A 20,352-nucleotide genomic window follows, 5' to 3' on the forward strand; every position below is an offset into this window, starting at 1 on the left:
TTTCCCCTCTTGTCGGGCGCCTCAGGCGCGTTCGCCGCGCAGGGCGCGTTGATGGAATTCGGGCAGGCGCCGCAGCGCCCAGCGGGTGGCTTCGCGGCGCATCTGCGCGGGATCGCCGTGGAAACGCTCGCGGCGCGAGAACAGCGCGAGGCCGTCGGCCATGCGGAAGCCCAGGGCGAAACACACGGTGCCCGGGGCGATGCCGTCCTTCGCCTCGCTGCCGAGCAGTCCGGTGACCGCCAGGGCGGCGTTCGCCGGACTGCGTTGCAGGGCCGCCCCGGCCATGGCCTCGGCGACCTCGACGCTGGTTAGGTTGAAGCGCTCCAGCCAGCCGGGATCCAGGCCCAGCAGGGCCAGCTTGGCGGCCGGCGAATAGACGACGAAGCCGCCTTCCATCACCTGGCCGCTGTCGGCCACCGCCGAGAGTTCCGCACTGATCTGCCCGGCGGTACAGGACTCGGCGGTGACCAGGCTCAGGCCGGCGTCGCGCAGGTAGGCCACCAGGCGGGCGGCGTCGTCCCCCAGGCGTAGCTCGGGCATGCGGGCCTCCTCAGGGCGAGATCGGGTCGCTGGCGGGAAAGGTTTCCTTCAGCGCGTCGTCCAGCTGGCGGTCCTCCGCCACCTGTGGCCGGGTGGTGCCGCCGCACGGGCAGTCGGCGTCGCGGCAGGGTTCGCCCTGCGGGTGGCCGCTGGCGCAGGCCGCGCAGCAGTATTGCTGGCCGTCGCGCTCGACGGCGTCCTCGCCGGGCCGGCAGGTGCATTTGGGACAGGCACAGGTTTCGCTGTTCATGGGCAGTCTCCAGTCGGGTTCACTTGCTGTGTTCCGGCGAACTCACCGGACGCAGGCCGCGAGGACCGGTCCAGCCCCAGAGGACCAGGCCGAGCAGCGGCAGGAGCAGGATCAGCAACGACCAGCCGAGCTTGCGGCTGGCGGAACTGTCGCTGCGCAGGACGCTGTTGATGGCCCAGGCATCCACCAGGAGCAACAGGACCAGCAGCGCCAGGATCAGGTAGGCGATATCCATCGGGACCTCCACGGCTTCTCGTTGCACGGTGGAGGCCCCGGGCGCCGGGGAGTTCCGCCTTTTTCGCGGACGGTCAGCCGCGGCCGAGCTGGCGGCGCATGGCGGCGCTGAGGCGTTGGCGGGTGCCGGCATAGTCGGCCCAGGGATCGTCGCCGGCGAGTTCATCGAGGCGCTGCGGCAGGCTGCGCAGGTTCCACTGGTTGGCGCCCTGCAGCGAGTCGAGCTCCTCGCGGAACACCGGCACCGACACCGGCAGCCCTTCGCGGGCGCGTACCGAGTAGGCGGCCACGGTGCTGGCGCCGCGGCTGTTGCGCAGGTAGTCGACGAAGATCCTGCCGACCCGGTTGCGCGGCCCGGAAACCGCCGAGAAGCGCTCCGGCATCAGCCGCGCCAGGTGCTGGGAAATGGCCTGCGCGAAAGCCTTCACCTCGTCCCAGCCATGCCGGCGCTCCAGCGGTACCAGCAGGTGCATGCCCTTGCCGCCGCTGGTCTTGAGGAAGGCACGCAGGCCCAGCTCGTCGAGCAGCGTGAGGCTCAGTTGGGTCGCCTCGAGCATGCGTTTCCACGGCAGCGCCGGGTCCGGATCGAGATCGAGGACGAAGCGGTCGGGCCGCTCCAGGTTGGCCAGGCTGGCGTTCCAGGTGTGGAATTCGATGCTGCCCATCTGCACCGCGCCGACCAGCGCCTCGGCGCTGCGGATCTGCAGAAGCGGCGGATGGCCAGGATCGAGCGCCGGGTCGAGCTGGACGATACCGGGGATCTTCAGGCGCGCCGCGTGCTTCTGGAAGAACAGTTCGCCGCCGATGCCATCGGGGCCGCGGACCAGCGACACCGGGCGCTCGCGCAGGTCGCGCAGGAGCAGGTCGGCGTAGCGCGCATGGAACTCGGCGAGTTCCAGCTTGCTGGCCTGGATCGATGGATCGATCAGCCGCCGCGGATGGCTGATGCGTACCCCGGCGGTGGCCGCCCGCGAGGCGCCGCTCGCGCTCCCGGCCTTGCGCGCGCCGCGCGCCGGCGGCGGGCCGGCCGGACGTTCGCCGGTCACCTCGCGCGCCGGTTTGTCTTCGCGCAAACCGTGGAACACCGCCTGGCGGATGATCCCGCCACGGGTCATCTGCGCATAGGAAACCTCGCACAGTCGTTCCGGCCGCACCCACTGCACCACGCCGGTCTCGCGCGCCGGCGGTACCTTCGCCAGCGGGCTGGAATTGATCGCCAGGGGCGCCAGGCGCTCATGGACCTTCTTCAGGCTGGCGGCGGTGAAGCCGGTGCCGACCTTGCCGGCGTAGCGCAGCCGGCGTTCCTCGTCCGGGCTGTAGAGGCCGAGAAGCAAGGCGCCGATGTGCCGGCGAGAGCCCTTCGGCTCGGTGTAGCCGACGATCACGAACTCCTGGCGCAACTGGCACTTGAGCTTGATCCAGTCGTTGCTGCGGCGCGAGCGGTAGACGCTGCCCAGGCGCTTGCCGATCACGCCTTCGAGGCCGAGCCTGCAAGCGCTGGCCAGCAGGTCGCGGGGGTTTTCCGCGAGCGTCGCGGAGAACCGCAGGGGGTCTTCGTCCTGCCCGTCCAGCAGCGCCTCCAGGCGCGCGCGGCGCTCTTCCAGGGCGACATCGCGCAGGTCCTCGCCTTCGTGATACGGCAGGTCGAAAAGGAAATACAGGATGTTTTCGCCGTGGCCCTCCTCGAAGGCGTTCTGCAGGGCCTGGAAGTCCGGCCGGCCCTCCTCGTCGAGGACCACCAGCTCGCCGTCCAGCCAACTGCGCTCAAGGCCGAGCCCGGCCAAGGCCTTCTTCAGGTGCGGCAGGCGTTCGCTCCAGTCGTGGCCGTTGCGGGTCAGCAGGCGCACGTGGCCGTCCTCGATGCGGCTCATCAGCCGGTAGCCGTCCAGCTTGAGCTCGTAGGCCCATTGCCCGTGCGGCGGCTGCTCGACCAGGCTGGCCAGTTCGGGGGCGATCCACTCGGGCATCGGCGTCTTCCCGCCGCCCTTGCCGGCTTTGCCGGCCTTGCCGCGTCGCGCGGGCCTGGCCGCGGGCGTGGCGGCTTCGCCGCGGCGGGGCACCAGCGTGCGCTCGCTGAGCACGCTGTCGGGACGTTCCTTCAGCACATCGAAGCGATCCAGGCTGCGCGCCTCGTCGTCCTTGGACTTGACCAGGAACCACTGGGGCTGCTTGCCGCGCAGGTTGGTGCGGATGAGGTGCCAGCGCCCGGAGAGTTTCTCGCCGTCGAGGAGGAAGCTGAGATGACCTTTCTCCAGCCCTTCGCGCGGGTCGTCTAGAGGCGTCCAGGCGCCACGGTCCCAGACGATCACGTCGCCGGCGCCGTAGTGGCCCTTGGGTATGCTGCCTTCGAAGTCGGCGTAGTCCAGCGGGTGGTCCTCCACCTGCACCGCGAGCCGTTTCACCGCCGGGTCGAGGCATGGTCCCTTGGGCACCGCCCAGCTCTTCAGGGTGCCGTCCAGTTCCAGGCGGAAATCGTAGTGCAGCCGGCTGGCGTCGTGCTTCTGGATGCAATAGCGGAGCAGGCCGTCGCCGTCCTTGCGGCGCTTGCGCCCACTGGGCTCCGGGGTCTGGCGGAAATCGCGCTTGCGCGCGTACTCGGCGAGCGGCTTGCTGGGCATGGCGGGCTCCTCGGTGGTCAGACGCCGGGGCAGACCGGCGCGCTGTGCAGGACCAGGTCGATGGCTTTCCCCAGTTCCTCCAGGGTCACCGGTTTGAGCAGCACCGGATACGGCGCCGCCGGGTCGATGTCGACGCGGGTGCTGTCGCTGAGCAGGATGACCCGCATCCGCGGGCGCACCGGCAGGCTGGTCTCGATCAGCAGACTGCCGCTGAACGGCCCGTCGAGCTGTTCGCTGACCAGGAACAGGTCGATCACCGCGTCCGAGGCCAGGTGGTCGAGGGCCTCGTCGCGATTCGCCGCGCTGAGCACCGCATAGCCTCGGTCGAGGAGGAATTCCTCTATGCGCCAGAGCTGGTCGGCGTGTTCTTCAAGGACCAGGACGATCCTGTTTTCCCTGTTCATCACGATTCTCCCTCCAGGGTTCCAGGCCCGGTCCGCTGCAAGGTTCGCGCCGACCGCCGCGCTGTCGCGCGAGGCCCGCCGCTGCCGGGGGGCGTCGCGCACTGATCGCAAAGTGCGATCAGCAGAGTGCCCGGATCGCCCCACGCCCATCGTGCAGACTGCACGGCCATTTGTCCGCTGGTAAGCCCGCCGGCACCAACCGCCTCGATCGGAGTCCAGCCTGAGAGACCACGAGCGAAGGAGCCAGCCATGAGCCCGCCCGACGACGCCGAAGACGATGCGTTCGACCCGCGCGAGTATCCGATCCCGGAGCGCCTGGAAAGCCAGCGGCGCGCCTGGCATTTCGAACGAGCGGGCCTGTGGGCGCTGCTCGGGTTGATCCTCCTGGCGCTGACCGGGGTGTTCGCCGGCGGGCCTCTGAGTTCGCGGACGCTGGTCAGCGACAGCGGCAGGCTGGCGATCGCCTACGAGCGCTTCGAACGCAGCGGCGCCTCCAGTCGCCTGCGTATCGACCTGCGCGGCGCACCGGGCGCCGAGGTCGGCGTGCGCCTGGGGGGCGGCCTGCTACAGGCGCACAGCATCCAGAGCCTGCAACCGCAACCGCTGCGCAGTCACAGCTGGCGCGGCGGCCTGGAACTGGAGGGGCGGCTCGACGAAGACGGCCGCCTGAGCCTGTTCCTGACACTCTTGCCGAACCAACTCGGCGCAGTCGCCAGCCGGCTGGAGTTCGCCGGCGAAAGCCTCGCCTTCGACCAGTTCGTCTATCCCTGACTCATCCGTCCCGAGGAGGCGCCCGATGGATTCCGTACTGCGAGCCGCCGCGCTCTACCTGGTCCTGCTGATCCTGTTCCGCATCGCCGGGCGGCGTTCCCTGACCGACATCACCACCTTCGACCTGCTCCTGCTGATGATCATCGGCGAAGCCACCCAGCAGGCCCTGCTCGGCGACGACTTCTCGCTGGTCAACGCGGTGCTGGTGATCGTCACCCTGATCGTGATCGATGTCGGCCTGTCGCTGCTCAAGCTGCGCCACCCGAAGATCGACACCCTGATCGAGGGCTCGCCGACGCTGATCGTCGAGCATGGCAGGCCGTTGCGCGCGCGCCTGGTCGAGGCGCGCCTGCGCGAGGAGGACATTCTCCTCGCCGCCCGCGAAACCCAGGGCCTGGAACGCATGGAGCAGATCCGCTTCGCCATCCTCGAGAAGAACGGCAAGATCTCGATCATTCCCGAGCGCGGCGACTGACGTCGCGCGCCTGGCGTGCCAGCAGCGGCTGCACGCTCAGGCCATGCAGGCAGATGCTCAGGGCGACCATGCTCAGCACCAGGTCGCTGGCGATGCCGGCCAGCGACGCCGGCAAGCCCTGGTTCAACGCGTGGCTGAGGTAGTACAGGCTGCCGATGCCGCGGATGCCGAACCAGCCGAGCAGGCGTCGCTGCGCGGGATGCATGAGCCGGCGGCCGACCAGCAGCCAGACCATGGCCGGCCGGCATACGCCGAACAACAGCAGCGCCAGCGGCAGCGCGCGCCAGTCCCAGTGCTGGTAGAGCATGGCGCCGAGCAGGGTCACCAGCAGCACCTCCAGGGCACGCTCGAGCAGGTTGCCGAAGGACAGCACGTCGAGCATCACCGCGCCGGCCGCCACCTTGGGGTGTTCGCTGCGGTCGCTGCCGTATTCGATGGCGGCGCTCACCTGCCCGGCTTCGCGCACGTCGGCGGCGGCCGCCTGCTCCTCGGCCGGCGCCGAGGACCGGCCGAGGGTCGCCACCTCGGCGTGGCGCAGGCCGATCCCGGCGGCGAAGCTGGCGAGGAAGCCCCAGCCGCCCAGCGCATCGGCGCCGACATAGGACAGGGCGATCAGCGCCAGGGCCAGGAAGTCATTGGCCGATACCGAGGTGTCGGTATGCCGGGCACGCAGGTGGATGGCCAGGCGACCAAGGCCGTGGCCCAGGCAATAGCCCACCAGCAGGCCGACGGGGATGGCCCAGAGCACGTCGCGCAGCAGCCACTCCAGGCCGTCGCGGTCGACCCCGCGTGGCAGGTCGCCGCCCTGCCCTATCAGCAGCAGCGCGGCGACGACGAAGGGAAAGGCGATGCCGTCGTTCAACCCCGCCTCGCCCGACACCGCATACCGCAGGCGATCGTCGTCGCCGGCGTGATTGACCTGGATCTCGCTGGCCAGCACCGGATCGGTCGGCGCCAGGATCGCCGCCACCAGCAGCGCCAGGCCCCAGTCAAGGCTGAAGAGGAAGTGCGCACCGAGGGTCAGGCCGAGGATGCAGCCCAGCAGCGCCGGCCCGGCCAGCAGCCAGGCAGCGCTCCAGGCCGGCGAACGCAGCGGCAGGCGCAGCTTGAGGCCGCCGATGAACAGCGAGATCAGCAACGCCACTTCGCTCAGGTGCTCGAGCCAGCCGCTGATCTCCGGCAACTCGCTGCGCCATACCTGTAGCCCGGCCGGGCCGATGGCCAGGCCGAACAGCAGGTAGAGGAACGAAGCGCTGACCGGCAGCAGGCGCAGGTAGGCCGAGGCCAGGCCGAGCGTCAGCAGGATGCAGCCCAGGACCAGCAACCACAGGCTGAAGCTCATGCCTGGCCAGGCTCCGCCGCTACCCGCGGAAGCGCTACTTGGATGGGTGCGCCTTGGCCAGTGCGCGGGCCATCTCCAGGTGATGCTTCAGGGTCGGCAGTTGGGTCCTGGCGAACGCCTGCAGGTCGGGATCGGTCAGGTTGTCCGCGGCCCGGGTGAACAACTCGACGGCCTTCTCATGGGCGGCCACCTGGTTGTTGGCGTAGGCCGGGTCGAAGGAAGCGTCGCGCAGGTCGAGCAGGGTCGCCTTGGCCTTGTCGGTCAGGCTGGCATCGTCCTCGACCTCGAGCTTCTTGCGCTGGGCCAGGCTACGCAGTTCGGCGTTGACCTTGCCGTGGTCATCGATCATCTGCTTGGCGAAGACCTTCACATCGGCAGCGGTGCTTTTTTCCAGCGCCATCTTGCCGGCCTCGATTTCCGCCACGCCGGCCGCCGAGGCCTCGCTGACGAAGGTCTGCGGCGCAGTGGTGTTCATGTCCTGGGCGTTGGCGAAAGGCAGGACCAGCAGTAGCAGGAGCCACGTGGCTCCCTTCAGGGGCAGGCGAATGGGTCTGTTCATGATCGTCTCCGTGGCGTGACAAGGTGGATGCCGACATCGGCACGGCGCGGTTCGACGCCGTTGCTGCTGTGACGACAGGCTGCCCGGGCGGTTCAGATTTTTCGCCGGTCAGCGCTGCGCCTGCCCGCCGCCGCGACTGTGCTAATGTCGACGGCCGGTTGCCCGCCCGCTCGATGGCGCGGCCCGCATATGCCTCCTCCCGCACAGAAGCCACGGCGACCACGAGCGGGCGAAAGCATAAATAGGTTCCTGCGCCTGCAGGCCGGGGTTTTGCGGCATATAGCGCCAATCTGGCGGCAAGAACGGCGCCGCCACGGCGGAACCCATCCATCCTGTGCTTTTCGTCCCTTGCCTGGGCCCCCGCCGCGCTTCCTATAATCGGCTGCGCCGTCCTGCGCCCCGCCAGGGCCGTTCGGCCAGCCCGTTGCGACGAATCAACATGGCGACTCCCCGTTTCGTCCAGACTTCCCCATGGCGCCCGCGCGCCTCCTTCCCGGCGGAAGTCCGCGCGCGGACAGTTGTCGCAACGGTGTTTCTCGACAGCAGAAGGAAGAGATCCGCAGCATGGCTGGAAAGCACTACCAGGAGGCCGACGTTCATAGCGCAGCCCTTTCCCGCATCCGCCTGGTCTTCGAGCATTTCGAGCGCGTCTGCGTCGCGTTCTCCGGCGGCAAGGACAGCTCGGTGACCCTGCAACTGGCCCTCGACGTGGCTCGCGAGATGGGCCGCGGGCCGCTGGACGTGCTGTTCATCGACCTCGAGGGGCAGTACCGGGCGACGATCGAACATGTCAGCGAGATGCTCGGGCATCCCGACGTGCGCCCCTGGTGGGTGTGCCTGCCGCTCAACCTGCGCAACGCCTCCAGCCTGGAGCAGCCCTACTGGTGCTGCTGGGAGCCCGAGGCCGAGGCCGACTGGGTACGGCCGCTGCCGCGCCATCCCGGGGTGATCAGCGATCCGTCGTTCTTTCCCTTCTACCGCTACCGCATGGAGTTCGAGGAATTCGTCGGCGGTTTCAATGCCTGGCTGGCCGGCGAGACGCCCACCGCGTTCCTGGTCGGCATCCGCTCGGACGAATCGCTCAACCGCTACCTGGCGGTCAGGCGACGCAGCCGCGCCAAGCAATGCGCCTGGACGCCCCCCGGTGGCCCTGCGCCACTGGCATGGAGTGCCCGCGACCGGCTGAACCCCCACGCGGTGAGCTTCTTTCCGATCTACGACTGGCGCTTCGAGGACCTCTGGCGCTGCGTCGCCGAGCACGGCTATGCCTACAACCGGCTCTACGACCAGATGTACCGCGCCGGCGTACCCTTCTCGCAGATGCGTATCTGCCAACCCTATGGCGACGACCAGCGCAAGGGGCTCGACCTGTTCCAGCGGATCGAGCCGCGAACCTGGGCCCGGGTGGTCCACCGGGTCGCCGGCGCCAACTATGGCGCGCGCTACTGTCGCCAGCGCTTCCTCGGCTACCGCGGCGGCCTCGGCCTGCCGCCGACCTTCGCCAGCTGGCGCGAGTACAGCCGGTTCCTCCTGCGCAGCATGCCGCCGCCCCTGCGGGGCATCTACCTACGTCGGATCGAACGTTTCATCCTGTGGTGGAAGCAGCACGACTACCCGCTTTCCACCTGGCCCGACGCCGGCGTGCCGGCCCTGGAGAACCGGCGCAAGCAACCGTCCTGGCGGCGCATCGCGCTGTCGCTGCTGAAGCAGGACATGGCCCGCTCGCTGTCCTTCGGCTATGCCCAGGCCGATGTCGAACGCCTGCTCGCCGAGCGGAAGAAGCGCACGTGATCCGCGCACGGGACTGCGAGATCCTCCAGTGGCGGTCGTTCGACGACGAAGCGGCGTTTTTCGCCAGCATGGGCCGTTTCTTCGCCAGCGCCCAGGTGCGGCGCGAATGCGGTGGCTATCCGCTGAGCGACGGCCCCTACCACCGCTGGTTCGTCCTTCGCCGCCTGGGCGACCCGCGAGTCCTCGGCTTCATCAGCCTCGAACAGCGCGCCGACAGCGTGCGCCTGCGCGACGCCTACCTGCGCGCGGAAGCCCGCGGCCTCGGGTTGTTCCGGATCCTGCGCGAGCGGGTGCTGGAGCATGTCGACCAGCTCGGACTGGCTTGTACGGTCCGCGCCCCCCAGGCCAGCGCGCGGTTCCTCGAACCCCACGGGTTCATCCTGCATTCCAGCCGCGGGAGCTGGGTGACCCTGACAAGGAAAGCCAATGCCACAGACAACCACTCTGGCGGAGCGCGCCGAAGCGCTGTTCCGCGAACTGGACGACTTGCCGCTTGCCGAACGGATTGAGACGCTCAACCGGATCCGCGGACTGCTGCACGCCCACAGCCCGTTCGCCGACCAACCGGTGGACTGCGTGCAATGGGTGCGCGCCGAACAGGTCGCGGGGAACGACTACAACCCCAACAGCGTCGCGCCTCCGGAAATGCGCCTGCTGCGCCTGTCCATCGAGGCGGACGGCTTCACCCAGCCGATCGTCGCCTATCCGCAGGCCGATGGCCGCTTCGAGGTGGTCGACGGATTTCACCGCCTGCGCGTGGGCAGCGGCAAGGGTCTGCGCCAACGTCTGCATGGCTACCTGCCGCTCGCCAGCATCCGCCCTTCCCGTACTGGCGGCAGCGAGCGCATCGCCGCCACCATCCGCCACAATCGCGCCCGCGGCGTGCACGGCGTGCTGCCGATGACGGCGATCGTGGTCAGCCTGTTGCGGGCCGGCTGGAGCGAGGCCGACGTGGCCCGCGAACTGGGCATGGACAACGACGAAGTGCTGCGTTTCAAGCAGGTTTCCGGGCTGCCCGAGATGTTCCGCGACCACGAGTATTCGCGCTCCTGGGAATGACGCCGGTCCCGGCTCCGGGACCGGCGCGGCTCAGGCGGCGCCGGTGGACAGGCTGATGTGCTTGTACTCGATGAAGTCGTCGAGGGCGGCGACGCCGTTCAGGCGGCCGAGCCCGGACTGGCGGTAGCCGCCTTCCTCGAACTCGTCGTAGACCCGGGCCCAGTCGTTGATCCACACGGTGCCGGCGCGGATCTTCCGCGCCACCCGGAACGAGCGTGCGACATCGCGCGTCCAGACCCCGGCGGCGAGGCCGTATTCGCTGTCGTTGGCCAGGGCCACGCCCTCCTCCTCGCTGTCGAACACCTGGAGGGTCAGCACCGGGCCGAAGGTCTCCTTCTGCACGATGTCCAGCGCCGGGTCGTCGACTTCGAGCAGGGTCGGCCGATAGAAGGCGCCGGCGGCCAACGGCCCCTCGCGGACCGGGCCGCCGACGATCAGCAGGTCGATGCTGCCACCGTCGAAAGCCTTGCGCGGGCTGGCTCCCGCGGTGGCAGCGGTCGGGCCGGCCGCGCTGCCGAGCAGCGAGCCCATGGCCAGCGCCGCGGAGCCGGCCATGGCCTGCCCCAGCAAAGTGCGGCGGGCCGGGTTTTCAGGTTGATGCATGGAGATTCTCCCGTGACGGGAGCAACGCTATGCGCCGTGCGGACCCGGAACGAGGCCTGCTGGCCGTCCAGCGGCAGGCTGAGCATGCCGCCCGGCTCGCGGTGATAGTAGACCAGGCCGTCGTGACGCTGCCGGTCCTCCGGATGCCGCGGCACGCCGTGGCGCTCCAGGTAGTCGGGACTGACGCAGACCAGGTGGCGGTTGGCCGTGATCGGCCGCGCAGGCCGGCCGTTCCTCGAACCGCTCCAGCTCCCGCAGCAGGCGAAGGGAGTGTTCGTAGTAGGTGCTACCGGCTTCGGTGAGGCTGAGCGGGCGGGTGCGGTTGAGCAGGATGCAGCCCAGGCGCTGCTCCAGCTGGCGGATGCGCTGGCTCACCTGCGACTTGGTGGTGCCCAGGCGGCGCGCCGCCTCGGAGAAGCTGCTGGCCTCCACCACGCTGACATAGGTGGTCATTTCGGCGAACTTGTTCATCGTCGTTCCTGTGAGAGCCGCCCCCGCGGACCGCGATCATACCTGCTCCTCCTCCCGTGGGATCAGCGCTTCGGCGGCCCGTCGCAGGCGCCGCATCGATTCTGCCGACTCGCGCTCGATGCGCCGGCGCAACAGGAACAGGTTGGCCAGGCGCATCGACCAGCCGTCGAAGGTGTATTCCAGGGTGCGCACGAAATGGCTGCCGGCCGCGCTCGGCCGGCATTCGTAGCTCAGGCGCAGGTGCAGGCCGTGGTCGCCGCGGGCGTTGGCGCGCCAGAGGCGGCCCGGCTGGTACTCCACGACCTCCCAGGACAGATGCCCGGCGCGGCCGCCGGCGTGGATGTCCTCCTCGAAGCGCGCACCGGCCGGCAGCGGGCCAGAGGCGCCGTCGACCCGCAACGACGAGGGGTGCCACTGCGGCCAATGGCTCGGGCTGGCGGCGTAGGCCAGGGTCGCCGCGGGCGCGCGGGCGATCTCGATCCGGTGCTGCATGCGCGACATGGCGCGTTCCTCGACGGTTTCCGCTTCCCAGTGAAGGGTGCCGTGCCACCAGTCCATCAGCGGGAAGACCAGGTTGAAGTTGTGTGTCTGCATCAGCTCGCGGCGGTGATGCAGTTCGTGCAGGCGGCGCATGTGGCGGATCCATGGCAGGCGGGCGAGCGGATGCTCCGCTGGCAGGTGTTCGCAGGCGTGGAAGATTTCGTAGCCGAGGTAGCCCAGCAGCAGGGTCGCGGCGAACAGCGCGGCGACGTTGTCGTTCAGCAGGCCGAGCAGGCTCCAGGCGAGCAGCGCACCCACGCTGAAGACCACCACCAGCCAGGCCGGGAACAGGATCACCCGCCAGTCGCGGGGCTGTTCGTAGCGCATCTGGCCGGCGACGAAGAAGCTGTGGTGGTCGCCGGTATGGCGCTTGTAGAACATCCGTCCCAGCGGGTGCTTGTGGTGGCCCAGGGACTTGTGGATGCGGTACTCGCCCCAGTTGAAGAACACCAGCGCGGCCGGCACCGTCAGCCATTCCAGCAGGCTCGGCTGCTCGAGCCGGGAGAGGAAGAAGACGATCCAGGCAACGCCGTAGGCGAGGACGAAGCCGGCGTGCAGCCAGGGGTTGTAGCCGCGACGGATGGCCGCGCGGTACTGCTCGCGGAAGGGTTGGGGATCGAAGGACATGCCCGGCATCTCGCTGTGATTGTTATGGATGTGCCGCGAAGCGAGCCGCTGCCGCCAGGACGGAGGGCTTGCATTGGAGTGTAGCGATGCCAGTCTTATCAGGGTAATGGATATTTGGAATGAGGATCATTCATGAACCTGAATTTGCAGCAGCTCGATCTCAACCTGCTGCTGGTCTTCGATGCCCTGATGCGCGAGCGCAACCTGTCGCGCGCCGCGCTGCGCCTGCATCGCAGCCAGCCCGCGGTGAGCAATGCCCTCGCCCGCCTGCGCGCGCAGCTCGGCCAGCCGCTGTTCCGGCGCACCGCCAAGGGCCTGGAGCCGACCGCCGCGGCGCTCTCCCTGCATGTACCGGTACGCCAGGCTCTGCATCTGCTGCAGGCCGGGCTTGGCTCCCAGGAAGCCTTCGACCCGCACACCGCGCGGACTTTCCGCCTGAGCATGAACGACTACGCCCAGCTGCGCCTGTTGCCGGGCCTGGTGACCCGGTTGAAGACCCTCGCGCCGCGGCTGCTCCTGGAGGTGCGCCCGGACGAAGCCACTTCGATCCCGGCACAGCTGGCCAGCGGCGAGCTGGACCTGGCGATCGACTACCTGTATTTCGACGAGCCGGAGCTACGCTACCAGCCGCTCGGCGAGGAGCGCCTGGCGGTGATCGGCCGCCAGGGCCATCCTGCCTTCCGTCCCGGACTGGACCGGGAGGCCTACCAGGCCGCGCAGCACGTCTCGATCCTGCCGCGGGTGGGCCGCGGCAGTCCACTGGAGATCGTCCTCGGCTCGGCCAGGGTGCAGCGCCAGGTGCAATTGCTGGTGCCGCACTACCTGACCATCCCGGACATCGTCGCCAGCACCGAGCTGCTCGGCACCGTGCCGCGCCGCCTGGCCGAGCGCTTCGCCGGCAGCCATGGTTTGCAACTGGCGGACGTCCCCTTCGAGATGGCGCCGGTGCAGGTCAACCTGGTCTGGCATCGCCAGCAGGAAGCGACCCCCGGCCTGCAATGGCTGCGCGAGCAGATCGTGCAGATCGAACAGGGCTGAGTCGCAGGTTGCGCGCCAGGATCAGTCTTCCGTCACTTTCGATCATTGAGCGCTGCCAACGCGACGACCTAAGGTGATCGCTCGCCCCCCACAAGGGCATATTCCAGCACCCGCCAGAGGAGCCACCGTATGTCCAGCCTGCCGCTCGAAGCCAACGCCGCCGCCACCCTCGCCGAATGGCACGAACTGATCGCCCGTCGCGATCTGGGCGAACTGCCACGGTTGCTGCATCCCGACGCCGTGTTCCGCTCGCCGATGGCGCACAAGCCGTATGCCGGCGCGCCGGTGGTGTCGACGATCCTGAATACCGTGCTCACGGTCTTCGAGGATTTCGCCTATCACCGCCAATTGGCCAGCGCCGACGGCCGCAGCGTGGTGCTGGAGTTCAGCGCGCGGGTCGGCGAACGCGAACTGAAAGGCATCGACATGATCCGCTTCGGCGACGACGGCCGGATCGTCGACTTCGAAGTGATGGTCCGGCCCATGAGCGGCCTCCAGGCTCTCGGCGAGGAAATGGGCCGGCGCCTGGCGCCCTATCTGGCCGCGAGCAAGGCCTGAGGCGCTAGCTTCCGGGCCAGGGCCGGACGCTGCCGTGGCCAGGACCGCAGCGTCGACCCGCTGGGGCGTTGCCGGAAGCGATCTCCCGGCATGGGCGCAACGCCCGCGAGCACCCTGCGTTCAGCCTCGACCCTGGCCAGAGCGGAGGGGCTTGGGTATTCCGCAGCGAACCGGGCGAGGACAGTTTCCAGGAAAAGCGCCAGGCCGGTACTTCGCGAACCCACATCCATCGCGGCGCATGACCCATGTCAAGGACAGGGGACGGCAATTCCGCCACTGTCCTGGCATCCGTCCGTTCTTTCCCCCCGTGCCGCCCCCAGGGCCTCCACCCCGCGAGGATGCTCCATGAGCAAGATGATGAAAGCCGCCGTATTCATCCAGCCCGGCCGTATCGAACTGGTCGACAAGCCGATTCCCGACGTGGGGCCGAACGATGCATTGGTGCGCATCACCACCACCACGCTCTGCGGCACCGACGTGCACATCCTCAAGGGCGAGTATCCGGTCGCGCCCGGCCTGACGGTGGGCCACGAACCGGTCGGGATCATCGAAAAGCTCGGCAGCTCGGTGGTCGGCTACCGCGAAGGCCAACGCGTGATCGCCGGCGCCATCTGCCCCAACTTCAACTCCTATGCCGCCCAGGACGGCGTACCGTCGCAGGACGGCAGCTACCTGGTGGAATCCGGCCGTTGCGCCTGCCATGGCTACAAGGCGACCGCCGGCTGGCGCTTCGGCAACCTGATCGACGGCACCCAGGCCGAGTATGTGCTGGTTCCCGACGCCCAGGCCAACCTGGCCCCCATCCCCGATGGTCTCAGCGACGAACAGGTGCTGATGTGTCCGGACATCATGTCCACGGGCTTCAAGGGCGCGGAGAACGCCAATATCCGCATCGGCGATAGCGTGGCGATCTTCGCCCAGGGCCCCATAGGCCTGTGCGCCACCGCCGGCGCCCGGCTGCTGGGCGCCAGCACGATCATCGCCATCGACGGCAACTCCCATCGCCTCGATATCGCCCGTGGAATGGGCGCCGACGTCACGCTGAACTTCAGGGAGTGCGACGTGATCGAGGAGATTCTCAAACTCACCGGCGGGCGCGGCGTGGATGCTTCGATCGAGGCGCTCGGCACGCAATCGACCTTCGAAACCGCCCTGAGGGTGCTCAAGCCCGGCGGCACCCTCTCCAGCCTCGGGGTCTATTCGCAAGACCTGACGATCCCGCTGTCGGCCTTCGCCGCCGGCCTCGGCGACCACCGGATCAACACCGCGCTGTGTCCCGGCGGCAAGGAACGCATGCGCCGCCTGCTCAATATCGTGGCCTCGGGCCGGGTCGACCTCGGGCCGTTGGTCAGCCACGAGTACCGCCTCGACGACATCGTCGCCGCTTACGACCTGTTCGCCAACCAGCGTGACAACGTACTGAAGGTGGCGATCAAGCCGCACTGAGGCCCGCCGATCTATACTGCTGGACGGAGGTGACGAACTCGCCGCGAACGACGAAGCGGGTTCCACCCATGGCGTCGGCGGTTTCCTTGCACCGTCGCTTCGCGGGGGGCTGGAGACACCGTCCATGCACCGAGCCAAGCTCTACCTCTGCTGCGCCGCGCTGCTGGCGCCGGCCTTCGCCGGCGCGGCGACTGTCGATTACGTCTACGGCATGCCGCTGGATGTGGCCAGGGTGCTGAGCGTCGACGAGGCGCCCAGCGATACCTGCCAGGTGGTCCGCGCCACCCTGGTGTACCTGGATTCCCACGGCGAACGCCGGGTGCTGCACTACCTGAAGCAGGCGCGGGCCTGCAGCCGCGAGTGAGAGGAAAGGACGAACGGTCAGGGTTGTCGTTTCATTTCACAAAATTTTCACTCCTGACATGGATACTGGAACCAGCTGAAGGACCAGCGCCCCATTGCATAGAGCCCACCCCGAGTGGGCTTTTTGCATTGTACGGCGCCTGTTTCCCGGGTACCGCAGCGCCACTCAGGCGCCCTCCTCCCGCCGCAGCAGCTCGCGCTTGCGTTCCACGCCCCAGCGATAGCCGGAGATATCGCCATCGCGGCGCACCACACGGTGGCAGGGAATCGCCACCGCGATGCGGTTGGCCCCGCAAGCCTGGGCCACGGCGCGCACCGCTTTCGGCGCGCCGATCCGTTCGGCGACCTGCGCGTAGCTCACCGTTGTCCCAGGCGGGATCTCCCGCAGCGCCTGCCAGACCCGTTCCTGGAACGCCGTGCCGCGCACGTCCAGCGGCAGGTCGAGGCCCAGCCCGGGCGACTCGACGAAACCCACCACCTGTGCCACCAGGCGTTCGAAACCGGCGTCGCCTCCGCTCAGCTCGGCGCGCGGGAACAGGTCCTGCAATTCGCGCAGCAGTCGATCCGGATCCTCGCCGAGGAGAATCGCGCATATCCCGCGCTGGCTCTGTGCCACCAGGATCGCGCCCAGGGCGCACTGGCCGATGGCGAAACGGATCCGCGCGCCGGCGCCGCCGTCGCGGTAGTCGCGCGGAAGCATGCCGAGCCGTTGCGAGGAGGATTCGTAGAAACGGCTGTTGGAATTGAAACCGGATTCGTAGATCGCCTCGGTCACCGAGGCGGACGCCTGGCCCAGCCGTTCGCGCAGCCGCCGGGCGCGGAAGGCCGAGGCATAGGCCTTGGGCGTCAAGCCGGTCTCGGCTTTGAACAGCCGGTGGAAATGGTAGGGGCTCATCCCCAGCCGGACGGCCAGCGCCTCCAGGCTCGGCGGAGTATCCGCCGTCTCGATCAACCGGCAGGCCTGCGCCACCCGTGCCGCGCGCTGTTCCGCCGCAAGGCTGCGGTCGCCGGCGGCACGCCGGCTGGGACGATAGCCCGCCGCCTCGGCCGCCTCGGCAGTGGCGAAGAACTCGACGTTCTCGCGCCGCGGCCGGCGCGCCGAGGAACTCGGCCGGCAATATACCCCGGTGGTCTTCACGGCATAGACGAAATGCCCGTCCGCCGAAGCGTCGCGGGCCTGCACGGCGGCCCAGCGCTGTGCGTCGGTCAGGTAGGCGCTCGAAGGATCGAGATGCTGGCTCATGGCGGTTCCCCTGTGGCAGCGGATGATGCGCGCAGACTAGTTCGCCCTTCAAGCGCAAGCACTCCGGTTCTTGCGCTTGAATTCCCCACCGCCTCTTTCCTCGGCGGGAGCGGGACGCGACGCCGGACCGCCTGGGAACTCCGCCAGGTAACCAGCGAAACCCGACCCCGTCTCGACACGAACCTTCAAATGATTGATTCCATGGGAAAAACATTTAATTTTCCGAACCAGGAAAGACTATCTACGCTTGCTTCGTGGCAAGGCCGGAAGAAAAGAGCGGAGCGGATCTTCCAGGGCGGAAATGCGCCGGCCCTGGTCATTTCCAGCGGAAAATACCGCTTCGAAGACTGGCGTTTGTCTGCCGGACCCACAGGGAAGGTACAGCCCCGTTCCCAATCGCCCATGGTTGTCAGATGGGCCCGTCAAGGAGAGATGCCATGTCTTCCATCCCCAATCGGAGCAAGCGCTCCCCCCTGCGGTTCGGCAAGGACCTCACCGCGCTGATCCCGGACTTTCCCTTTCACTACCAGCGCTACCTGCGCAACGCCGGCAGCGCTCCGCTCTGCGATGTCCCCGAGGAGGCGCACGGCAAGAAGGTGCTGGTGATCGGCGGCGGCGTCGCCGGGCTGGTGGCGGCCTACGAAGTGATGCGCATGGGCTTGCAGCCGATACTGCTGGAAGCCAGCCAAAGGATTGGCGGCCGTTTCTGCGCGCAGCCGCGTGGCAACGCGAGCGCGCCGGGCGGACAGACGCTCTGCGAACTCGGCGGCATGCGTTTCCCGCTGTCCGGCAAGGCCCTGTTCCACTATTTCGACAAGGTCGGCATGGCCCTGAACTCTGCGCCCTTCCCCAACCCGGGAACCGAGGCGGCGGTCAGCACGCTGGTGGACTACCAGGGGCGCCAGCAGTACTACGAGGTGCGCCCGGCAGGACAACCCAACCCGTTCCCCAAGCCGCCGGAGTACGACCAGCTGGAAGACCAGTTCTTCGACACGTTCCTCGAAGCCTTCCAGTTCACCGAGATGGAGGCGGCCATGACCGAGCCGGTGACCGAGGCCAAGCAGCAGCGGATCAAGGCGCTGTGGAAGGACATCGTCGCCCCGGCGCAGGGCCGCAGCTGGGATGACGTGAGCTTCTACCTGGCCCTGGTGGAGAAGTCCGGGTGGAGTCGGGAGCAGATCGACCTGTTCGGCCAGATCGGCTTCGGCACCGGAGGCTGGAACACCGACTACCCGAACAGCATTCTCGAAGTGCTACGGGTGCTCTATACCGGCCTGGATGTCGACCATCGACTGATGTACGACGGCTCTTCCGCCCTGCCGGAGCGCCTGCTGAACACGCCGCCCGCCGATTTCGGCGACCAGTGCCGGCATTGGGGGCCGCGGGAGTCCGTGCTGTCGCTGACCCGACGCTGTGTCGACTCGCCGCTGGGCAAGGAGGTGTTGCGCATCGCCAGGGGCGCGCACGGCGAGTTCGTCGCCACCCTGCGCGATAGCGCCAGCGGCGCCGAAAGCCAGCTCGAAGCCGACCTGGTCATCCATACCCCGCACGTACGCCTGCTCGACAAGCTGCGCTACAGCGGCACGCCGGCACAGATCGCGGCCGCCGACGCCCTGCTCGGCAGCGAGCTGTGGGAAGCGGTGATGTATACCCACTACATGCAGTCCACCAAGCTGTTCGCCGCCACCCGCTCGGCTTTCTGGACCGAGCGTGGCAGCGACGACAGGCGGATCTTCAGCCTCACCCTTTCCGATCGGCTGACCCGTGGCACCTACCTGGTGGACTACGCCGGCAGCAGCGGATGCTACAAGGGCGCTGGCATCTTCCTGTCCTATACCTGGAACGACGATTCGCTGAAGTTCCTTGGCCGCTGTCCCGATCTGCTGACGGGCGACAGCCCGCCGGCTTCGCCGTTGCCGGAAGACATCGGGTTGTGCACGCACCTGCTGGAAAAGCTCTATCCGAACGCCGAGTTGCGCAGCCACTACACCGACGTGCAGCCCTTCGCCCAGGTCAACTGGGAAAACCAGGGCCACTACCTGGGTGCCTTCAAGATGAATCTGCCAGGCCAGTACGAGCTACAGCGGCGGATCTTCTCGCAGTTCATGCAGGGGGTGGCCGAAGGCGCACCCTACCGTTTCATCCTCGCCGGCGATGACGTGTCCTGGACCGGTGGCTGGGCGGAAGGCGCGGTCGGTACGGCGCTCAACGCGGTGAACAAGGTGGCGGTCTGCCTGGGCGGCGGTAGCCGGCCCGACAACCCGGGGCCGGTGGAGTCCTGGGAAAGCTTGCAGCCGGTGCCCCGCTGAGCCTGCCCGGGGCCTGCCGGACGGCAGGCCCCGGATCGAGCGGGCGCTTCCCTCACTGGCGAGCGATCAGTCCCGCAGGTAACTGGAACTGCGCGTATTCCTCGATGCCCGGCTGCAGGCCGATTTCCACCGGCATCCACTGGCCGATGCGATCCAGTACGTCGTCGATCATCGCTTCCGGCGTGGAGGCACCGGCGCTGAGGCCAACCGTCGAGATTCCGTCGAACCACTCCCGGCGCAACTCGCTGCCGTTGGCCAGCCGGTAGCTGGGAATGCCCTCGCACTCGGCGACCCAGCGGAGGGTTTCCGAATTCGCGCTGTTGTGCCCGCCCACCACCAGCACGAGTTGCACCTGCCGGCTGAGGCTGCGCACCGCCAACTGGCGGTTCTGCACGGCATAGCAGATGTTGCGGGTATCCGGACCGACGATCTGCGGGTAGCGCTGGCGCAGCGCCGCGACAACGGCCCGGGTATCGTCCATGCTCAGGGTGGTCTGGGTGATGTAGGCCAGCGGCGTGTCGGCGGCGAACGGCAGCGCCCCGACCTCTTCGACCTTGCGCAGAACCGTCACTGGCGCGGGGATCTGGCCAACGGTGCCGATCACTTCCTGATGATCAATGTCGCCGATCAGGATGATCCGGTATCCCTTGGCGGCATACTGGCGTCCCTGGCGGTGAACCTTCAGTACCAGCGGGCAGGTCGCATTGAAGGCCCGCAGGCCCGCCTCCGCCGCCTGGTCCTCGACCCTCTGCGCCACGCCATGGGCGCTGAACAGCAGGACCGCACCCGCTGGCACCTCGTCCAACCGTTCGACGAAGCGCGCGCCCTTGCCTTCCAGGCTGCGCACCACATGCCGGTTGTGCACGATTTCATGGAGCACGTACACCGGCGCGCCGAACTGCTCCAGGGCGCTCTCCACACTCTCGATGGCTCTCTCCACGCCTGCGCAGAAGCCGCGCGGTTGGGCAAGTATGATTTTCACGGGTGTGCCTCTCTGGGGGAACGAAGATTTCCGGGTCGAGTCGCCGCCAGTCAATGCCACGAATCCCCGGCCCCGGGGCGACTGGCGGGCGCAGGCCGATCACTGCGAGTGGACCTTGCCCATGTAATC

At 68.3% G+C, this 20,352-nt stretch carries 20 protein-coding genes and 2 pseudogenes; 10 read left to right on the forward strand and 12 right to left on the reverse strand.

Annotated elements, in window-relative coordinates:
- Positions 1-21: 21 nt before the first annotated feature.
- The 5 genes from PSPA7_RS15085 to PSPA7_RS15105 form a co-directional block, all read right to left on the reverse strand.
- Positions 22-540, reverse strand: coding sequence for a CinA family protein (locus PSPA7_RS15085; RefSeq protein WP_012075929.1), 519 nt, complete (start codon positions 538-540; stop codon positions 22-24).
- Between the two features lie 10 nt (positions 541-550).
- Complete coding sequence (locus PSPA7_RS15090; protein ID WP_012075930.1) at positions 551-790, reverse strand: metallothionein; 240 nt, start codon at positions 788-790, stop codon at positions 551-553.
- Positions 791-809: 19 nt separating this feature from the next.
- A complete protein-coding gene (locus PSPA7_RS15095; RefSeq protein ID WP_012075931.1) occupies positions 810-1,025 on the reverse strand; it encodes a PLDc N-terminal domain-containing protein in 216 nt (71 codons plus the stop codon).
- 73 nt (positions 1,026-1,098) lie between these two features.
- The gene (gene ligD / locus PSPA7_RS15100; protein ID WP_012075932.1) at positions 1,099-3,642 is read right to left on the reverse strand and encodes a DNA ligase D; all 2,544 of its coding nucleotides are present in this window, start codon (positions 3,640-3,642) and stop codon (positions 1,099-1,101) included.
- A gap of 17 nt (positions 3,643-3,659) precedes the next feature.
- Positions 3,660-4,049, reverse strand: coding sequence for a response regulator (locus tag PSPA7_RS15105; RefSeq protein ID WP_034000198.1), 390 nt, complete (start codon positions 4,047-4,049; stop codon positions 3,660-3,662).
- Between the two features lie 246 nt (positions 4,050-4,295).
- Between PSPA7_RS15105 and PSPA7_RS15110 the strand changes: the two genes are divergently transcribed.
- Together PSPA7_RS15110 and PSPA7_RS15115 are read left to right on the forward strand one after the other, a co-directional pair.
- On the forward strand, positions 4,296-4,817 hold the full coding sequence (locus PSPA7_RS15110) for a hypothetical protein (RefSeq protein ID WP_012075934.1): 522 nt from the start codon (positions 4,296-4,298) through the stop codon (positions 4,815-4,817).
- 25 nt (positions 4,818-4,842) lie between these two features.
- Positions 4,843-5,292 (forward strand): DUF421 domain-containing protein, encoded by a 450-nt coding sequence (locus PSPA7_RS15115; RefSeq protein WP_012075935.1) that lies wholly within the window; start codon positions 4,843-4,845, stop codon positions 5,290-5,292.
- Here PSPA7_RS15115 and PSPA7_RS15120 read toward each other — a convergent pair.
- Both PSPA7_RS15120 and PSPA7_RS15125 read right to left on the reverse strand, forming a co-directional pair.
- A complete protein-coding gene (locus PSPA7_RS15120) occupies positions 5,270-6,634 on the reverse strand; it encodes a cation:proton antiporter (RefSeq protein WP_012075936.1) in 1,365 nt (454 codons plus the stop codon). The genes PSPA7_RS15115 and PSPA7_RS15120 overlap by 23 nt on opposite strands.
- Positions 6,635-6,668: 34 nt before the next feature.
- Positions 6,669-7,193: a DUF4142 domain-containing protein gene (locus tag PSPA7_RS15125; protein ID WP_012075937.1), complete on the reverse strand. Its 525-nt coding sequence runs from the start codon at positions 7,191-7,193 to the stop codon at positions 6,669-6,671.
- Between the two features lie 564 nt (positions 7,194-7,757).
- On the opposite strand from PSPA7_RS15125, the gene PSPA7_RS15130 reads away from it, so the two are divergent.
- From PSPA7_RS15130 to PSPA7_RS15140, 3 genes are read left to right on the forward strand one after another with little or no spacing between them, the layout of a single operon-like run.
- Positions 7,758-8,984: a phosphoadenosine phosphosulfate reductase gene (locus PSPA7_RS15130; protein WP_012075938.1), complete on the forward strand. Its 1,227-nt coding sequence runs from the start codon at positions 7,758-7,760 to the stop codon at positions 8,982-8,984.
- Positions 8,981-9,493: a GNAT family N-acetyltransferase gene (locus PSPA7_RS31165; protein WP_012075939.1), complete on the forward strand. Its 513-nt coding sequence runs from the start codon at positions 8,981-8,983 to the stop codon at positions 9,491-9,493. The genes PSPA7_RS15130 and PSPA7_RS31165 overlap by 4 nt, the downstream gene beginning before the upstream one ends.
- Positions 9,411-10,043: an IbrB-like domain-containing protein gene (locus tag PSPA7_RS15140; protein ID WP_034000190.1), complete on the forward strand. Its 633-nt coding sequence runs from the start codon at positions 9,411-9,413 to the stop codon at positions 10,041-10,043. Before PSPA7_RS31165 ends, PSPA7_RS15140 begins: the two co-directional genes overlap by 83 nt.
- Positions 10,044-10,073: 30 nt before the next feature.
- Here PSPA7_RS15140 and PSPA7_RS15145 read toward each other — a convergent pair.
- The 3 genes and pseudogenes from PSPA7_RS15145 to PSPA7_RS15150 all read right to left on the reverse strand — a co-directional run.
- Positions 10,074-10,475 (reverse strand): annotated as a pseudogene (locus tag PSPA7_RS15145) (aldehyde dehydrogenase family protein); the annotation flags it as partial.
- A 209-nt stretch (positions 10,476-10,684) separates the two neighbouring features.
- Positions 10,685-11,117 (reverse strand): annotated as a pseudogene (locus tag PSPA7_RS31170) (LysR family transcriptional regulator); the annotation flags it as partial.
- 36 nt (positions 11,118-11,153) lie between these two features.
- Positions 11,154-12,293 (reverse strand): SRPBCC family protein, encoded by a 1,140-nt coding sequence (locus PSPA7_RS15150; RefSeq protein WP_034080509.1) that lies wholly within the window; start codon positions 12,291-12,293, stop codon positions 11,154-11,156.
- Between the two features lie 123 nt (positions 12,294-12,416).
- On the opposite strand from PSPA7_RS15150, the gene bsrA reads away from it, so the two are divergent.
- The 4 genes from bsrA (at position 12,417) to PSPA7_RS15170 (ending at position 15,690) form a co-directional block, all read left to right on the forward strand.
- Positions 12,417-13,322: a LysR family transcriptional regulator BsrA gene (gene bsrA / locus PSPA7_RS15155; RefSeq protein WP_012075944.1), complete on the forward strand. Its 906-nt coding sequence runs from the start codon at positions 12,417-12,419 to the stop codon at positions 13,320-13,322.
- A gap of 129 nt (positions 13,323-13,451) precedes the next feature.
- On the forward strand, positions 13,452-13,880 hold the full coding sequence (locus PSPA7_RS15160) for a nuclear transport factor 2 family protein (RefSeq protein WP_012075945.1): 429 nt from the start codon (positions 13,452-13,454) through the stop codon (positions 13,878-13,880).
- Between the two features lie 345 nt (positions 13,881-14,225).
- Positions 14,226-15,326 (forward strand): NAD(P)-dependent alcohol dehydrogenase, encoded by a 1,101-nt coding sequence (locus tag PSPA7_RS15165; RefSeq protein WP_012075947.1) that lies wholly within the window; start codon positions 14,226-14,228, stop codon positions 15,324-15,326.
- Between the two features lie 124 nt (positions 15,327-15,450).
- Positions 15,451-15,690: a DUF2790 domain-containing protein gene (locus PSPA7_RS15170; protein ID WP_012075948.1), complete on the forward strand. Its 240-nt coding sequence runs from the start codon at positions 15,451-15,453 to the stop codon at positions 15,688-15,690.
- Positions 15,691-15,855: 165 nt separating this feature from the next.
- Here the strand turns inward: PSPA7_RS15170 and ada are convergent, their stop codons facing one another.
- Complete coding sequence (ada, locus tag PSPA7_RS15175) at positions 15,856-16,932, reverse strand: bifunctional DNA-binding transcriptional regulator/O6-methylguanine-DNA methyltransferase Ada (RefSeq protein ID WP_012075949.1); 1,077 nt, start codon at positions 16,930-16,932, stop codon at positions 15,856-15,858.
- Positions 16,933-17,369: 437 nt separating this feature from the next.
- On the opposite strand from ada, the gene PSPA7_RS15180 reads away from it, so the two are divergent.
- On the forward strand, positions 17,370-19,241 hold the full coding sequence (locus PSPA7_RS15180; protein ID WP_012075950.1) for a flavin monoamine oxidase family protein: 1,872 nt from the start codon (positions 17,370-17,372) through the stop codon (positions 19,239-19,241).
- A 52-nt stretch (positions 19,242-19,293) separates the two neighbouring features.
- Here PSPA7_RS15180 and ispH read toward each other — a convergent pair whose 3' ends face one another.
- Positions 19,294-20,223 carry a 4-hydroxy-3-methylbut-2-enyl diphosphate reductase gene (gene ispH, locus PSPA7_RS15185; protein WP_012075951.1) on the reverse strand — a complete coding sequence of 310 codons (930 nt, stop codon included), beginning with the start codon at positions 20,221-20,223 and terminating at the stop codon, positions 19,294-19,296.
- Positions 20,224-20,352 lie beyond the last annotated feature (129 nt).

Source organism: Pseudomonas paraeruginosa PA7 (genome assembly GCF_000017205.1).
GTDB classification, from domain to species: Bacteria; Pseudomonadota; Gammaproteobacteria; order Pseudomonadales; family Pseudomonadaceae; genus Pseudomonas; species Pseudomonas paraeruginosa.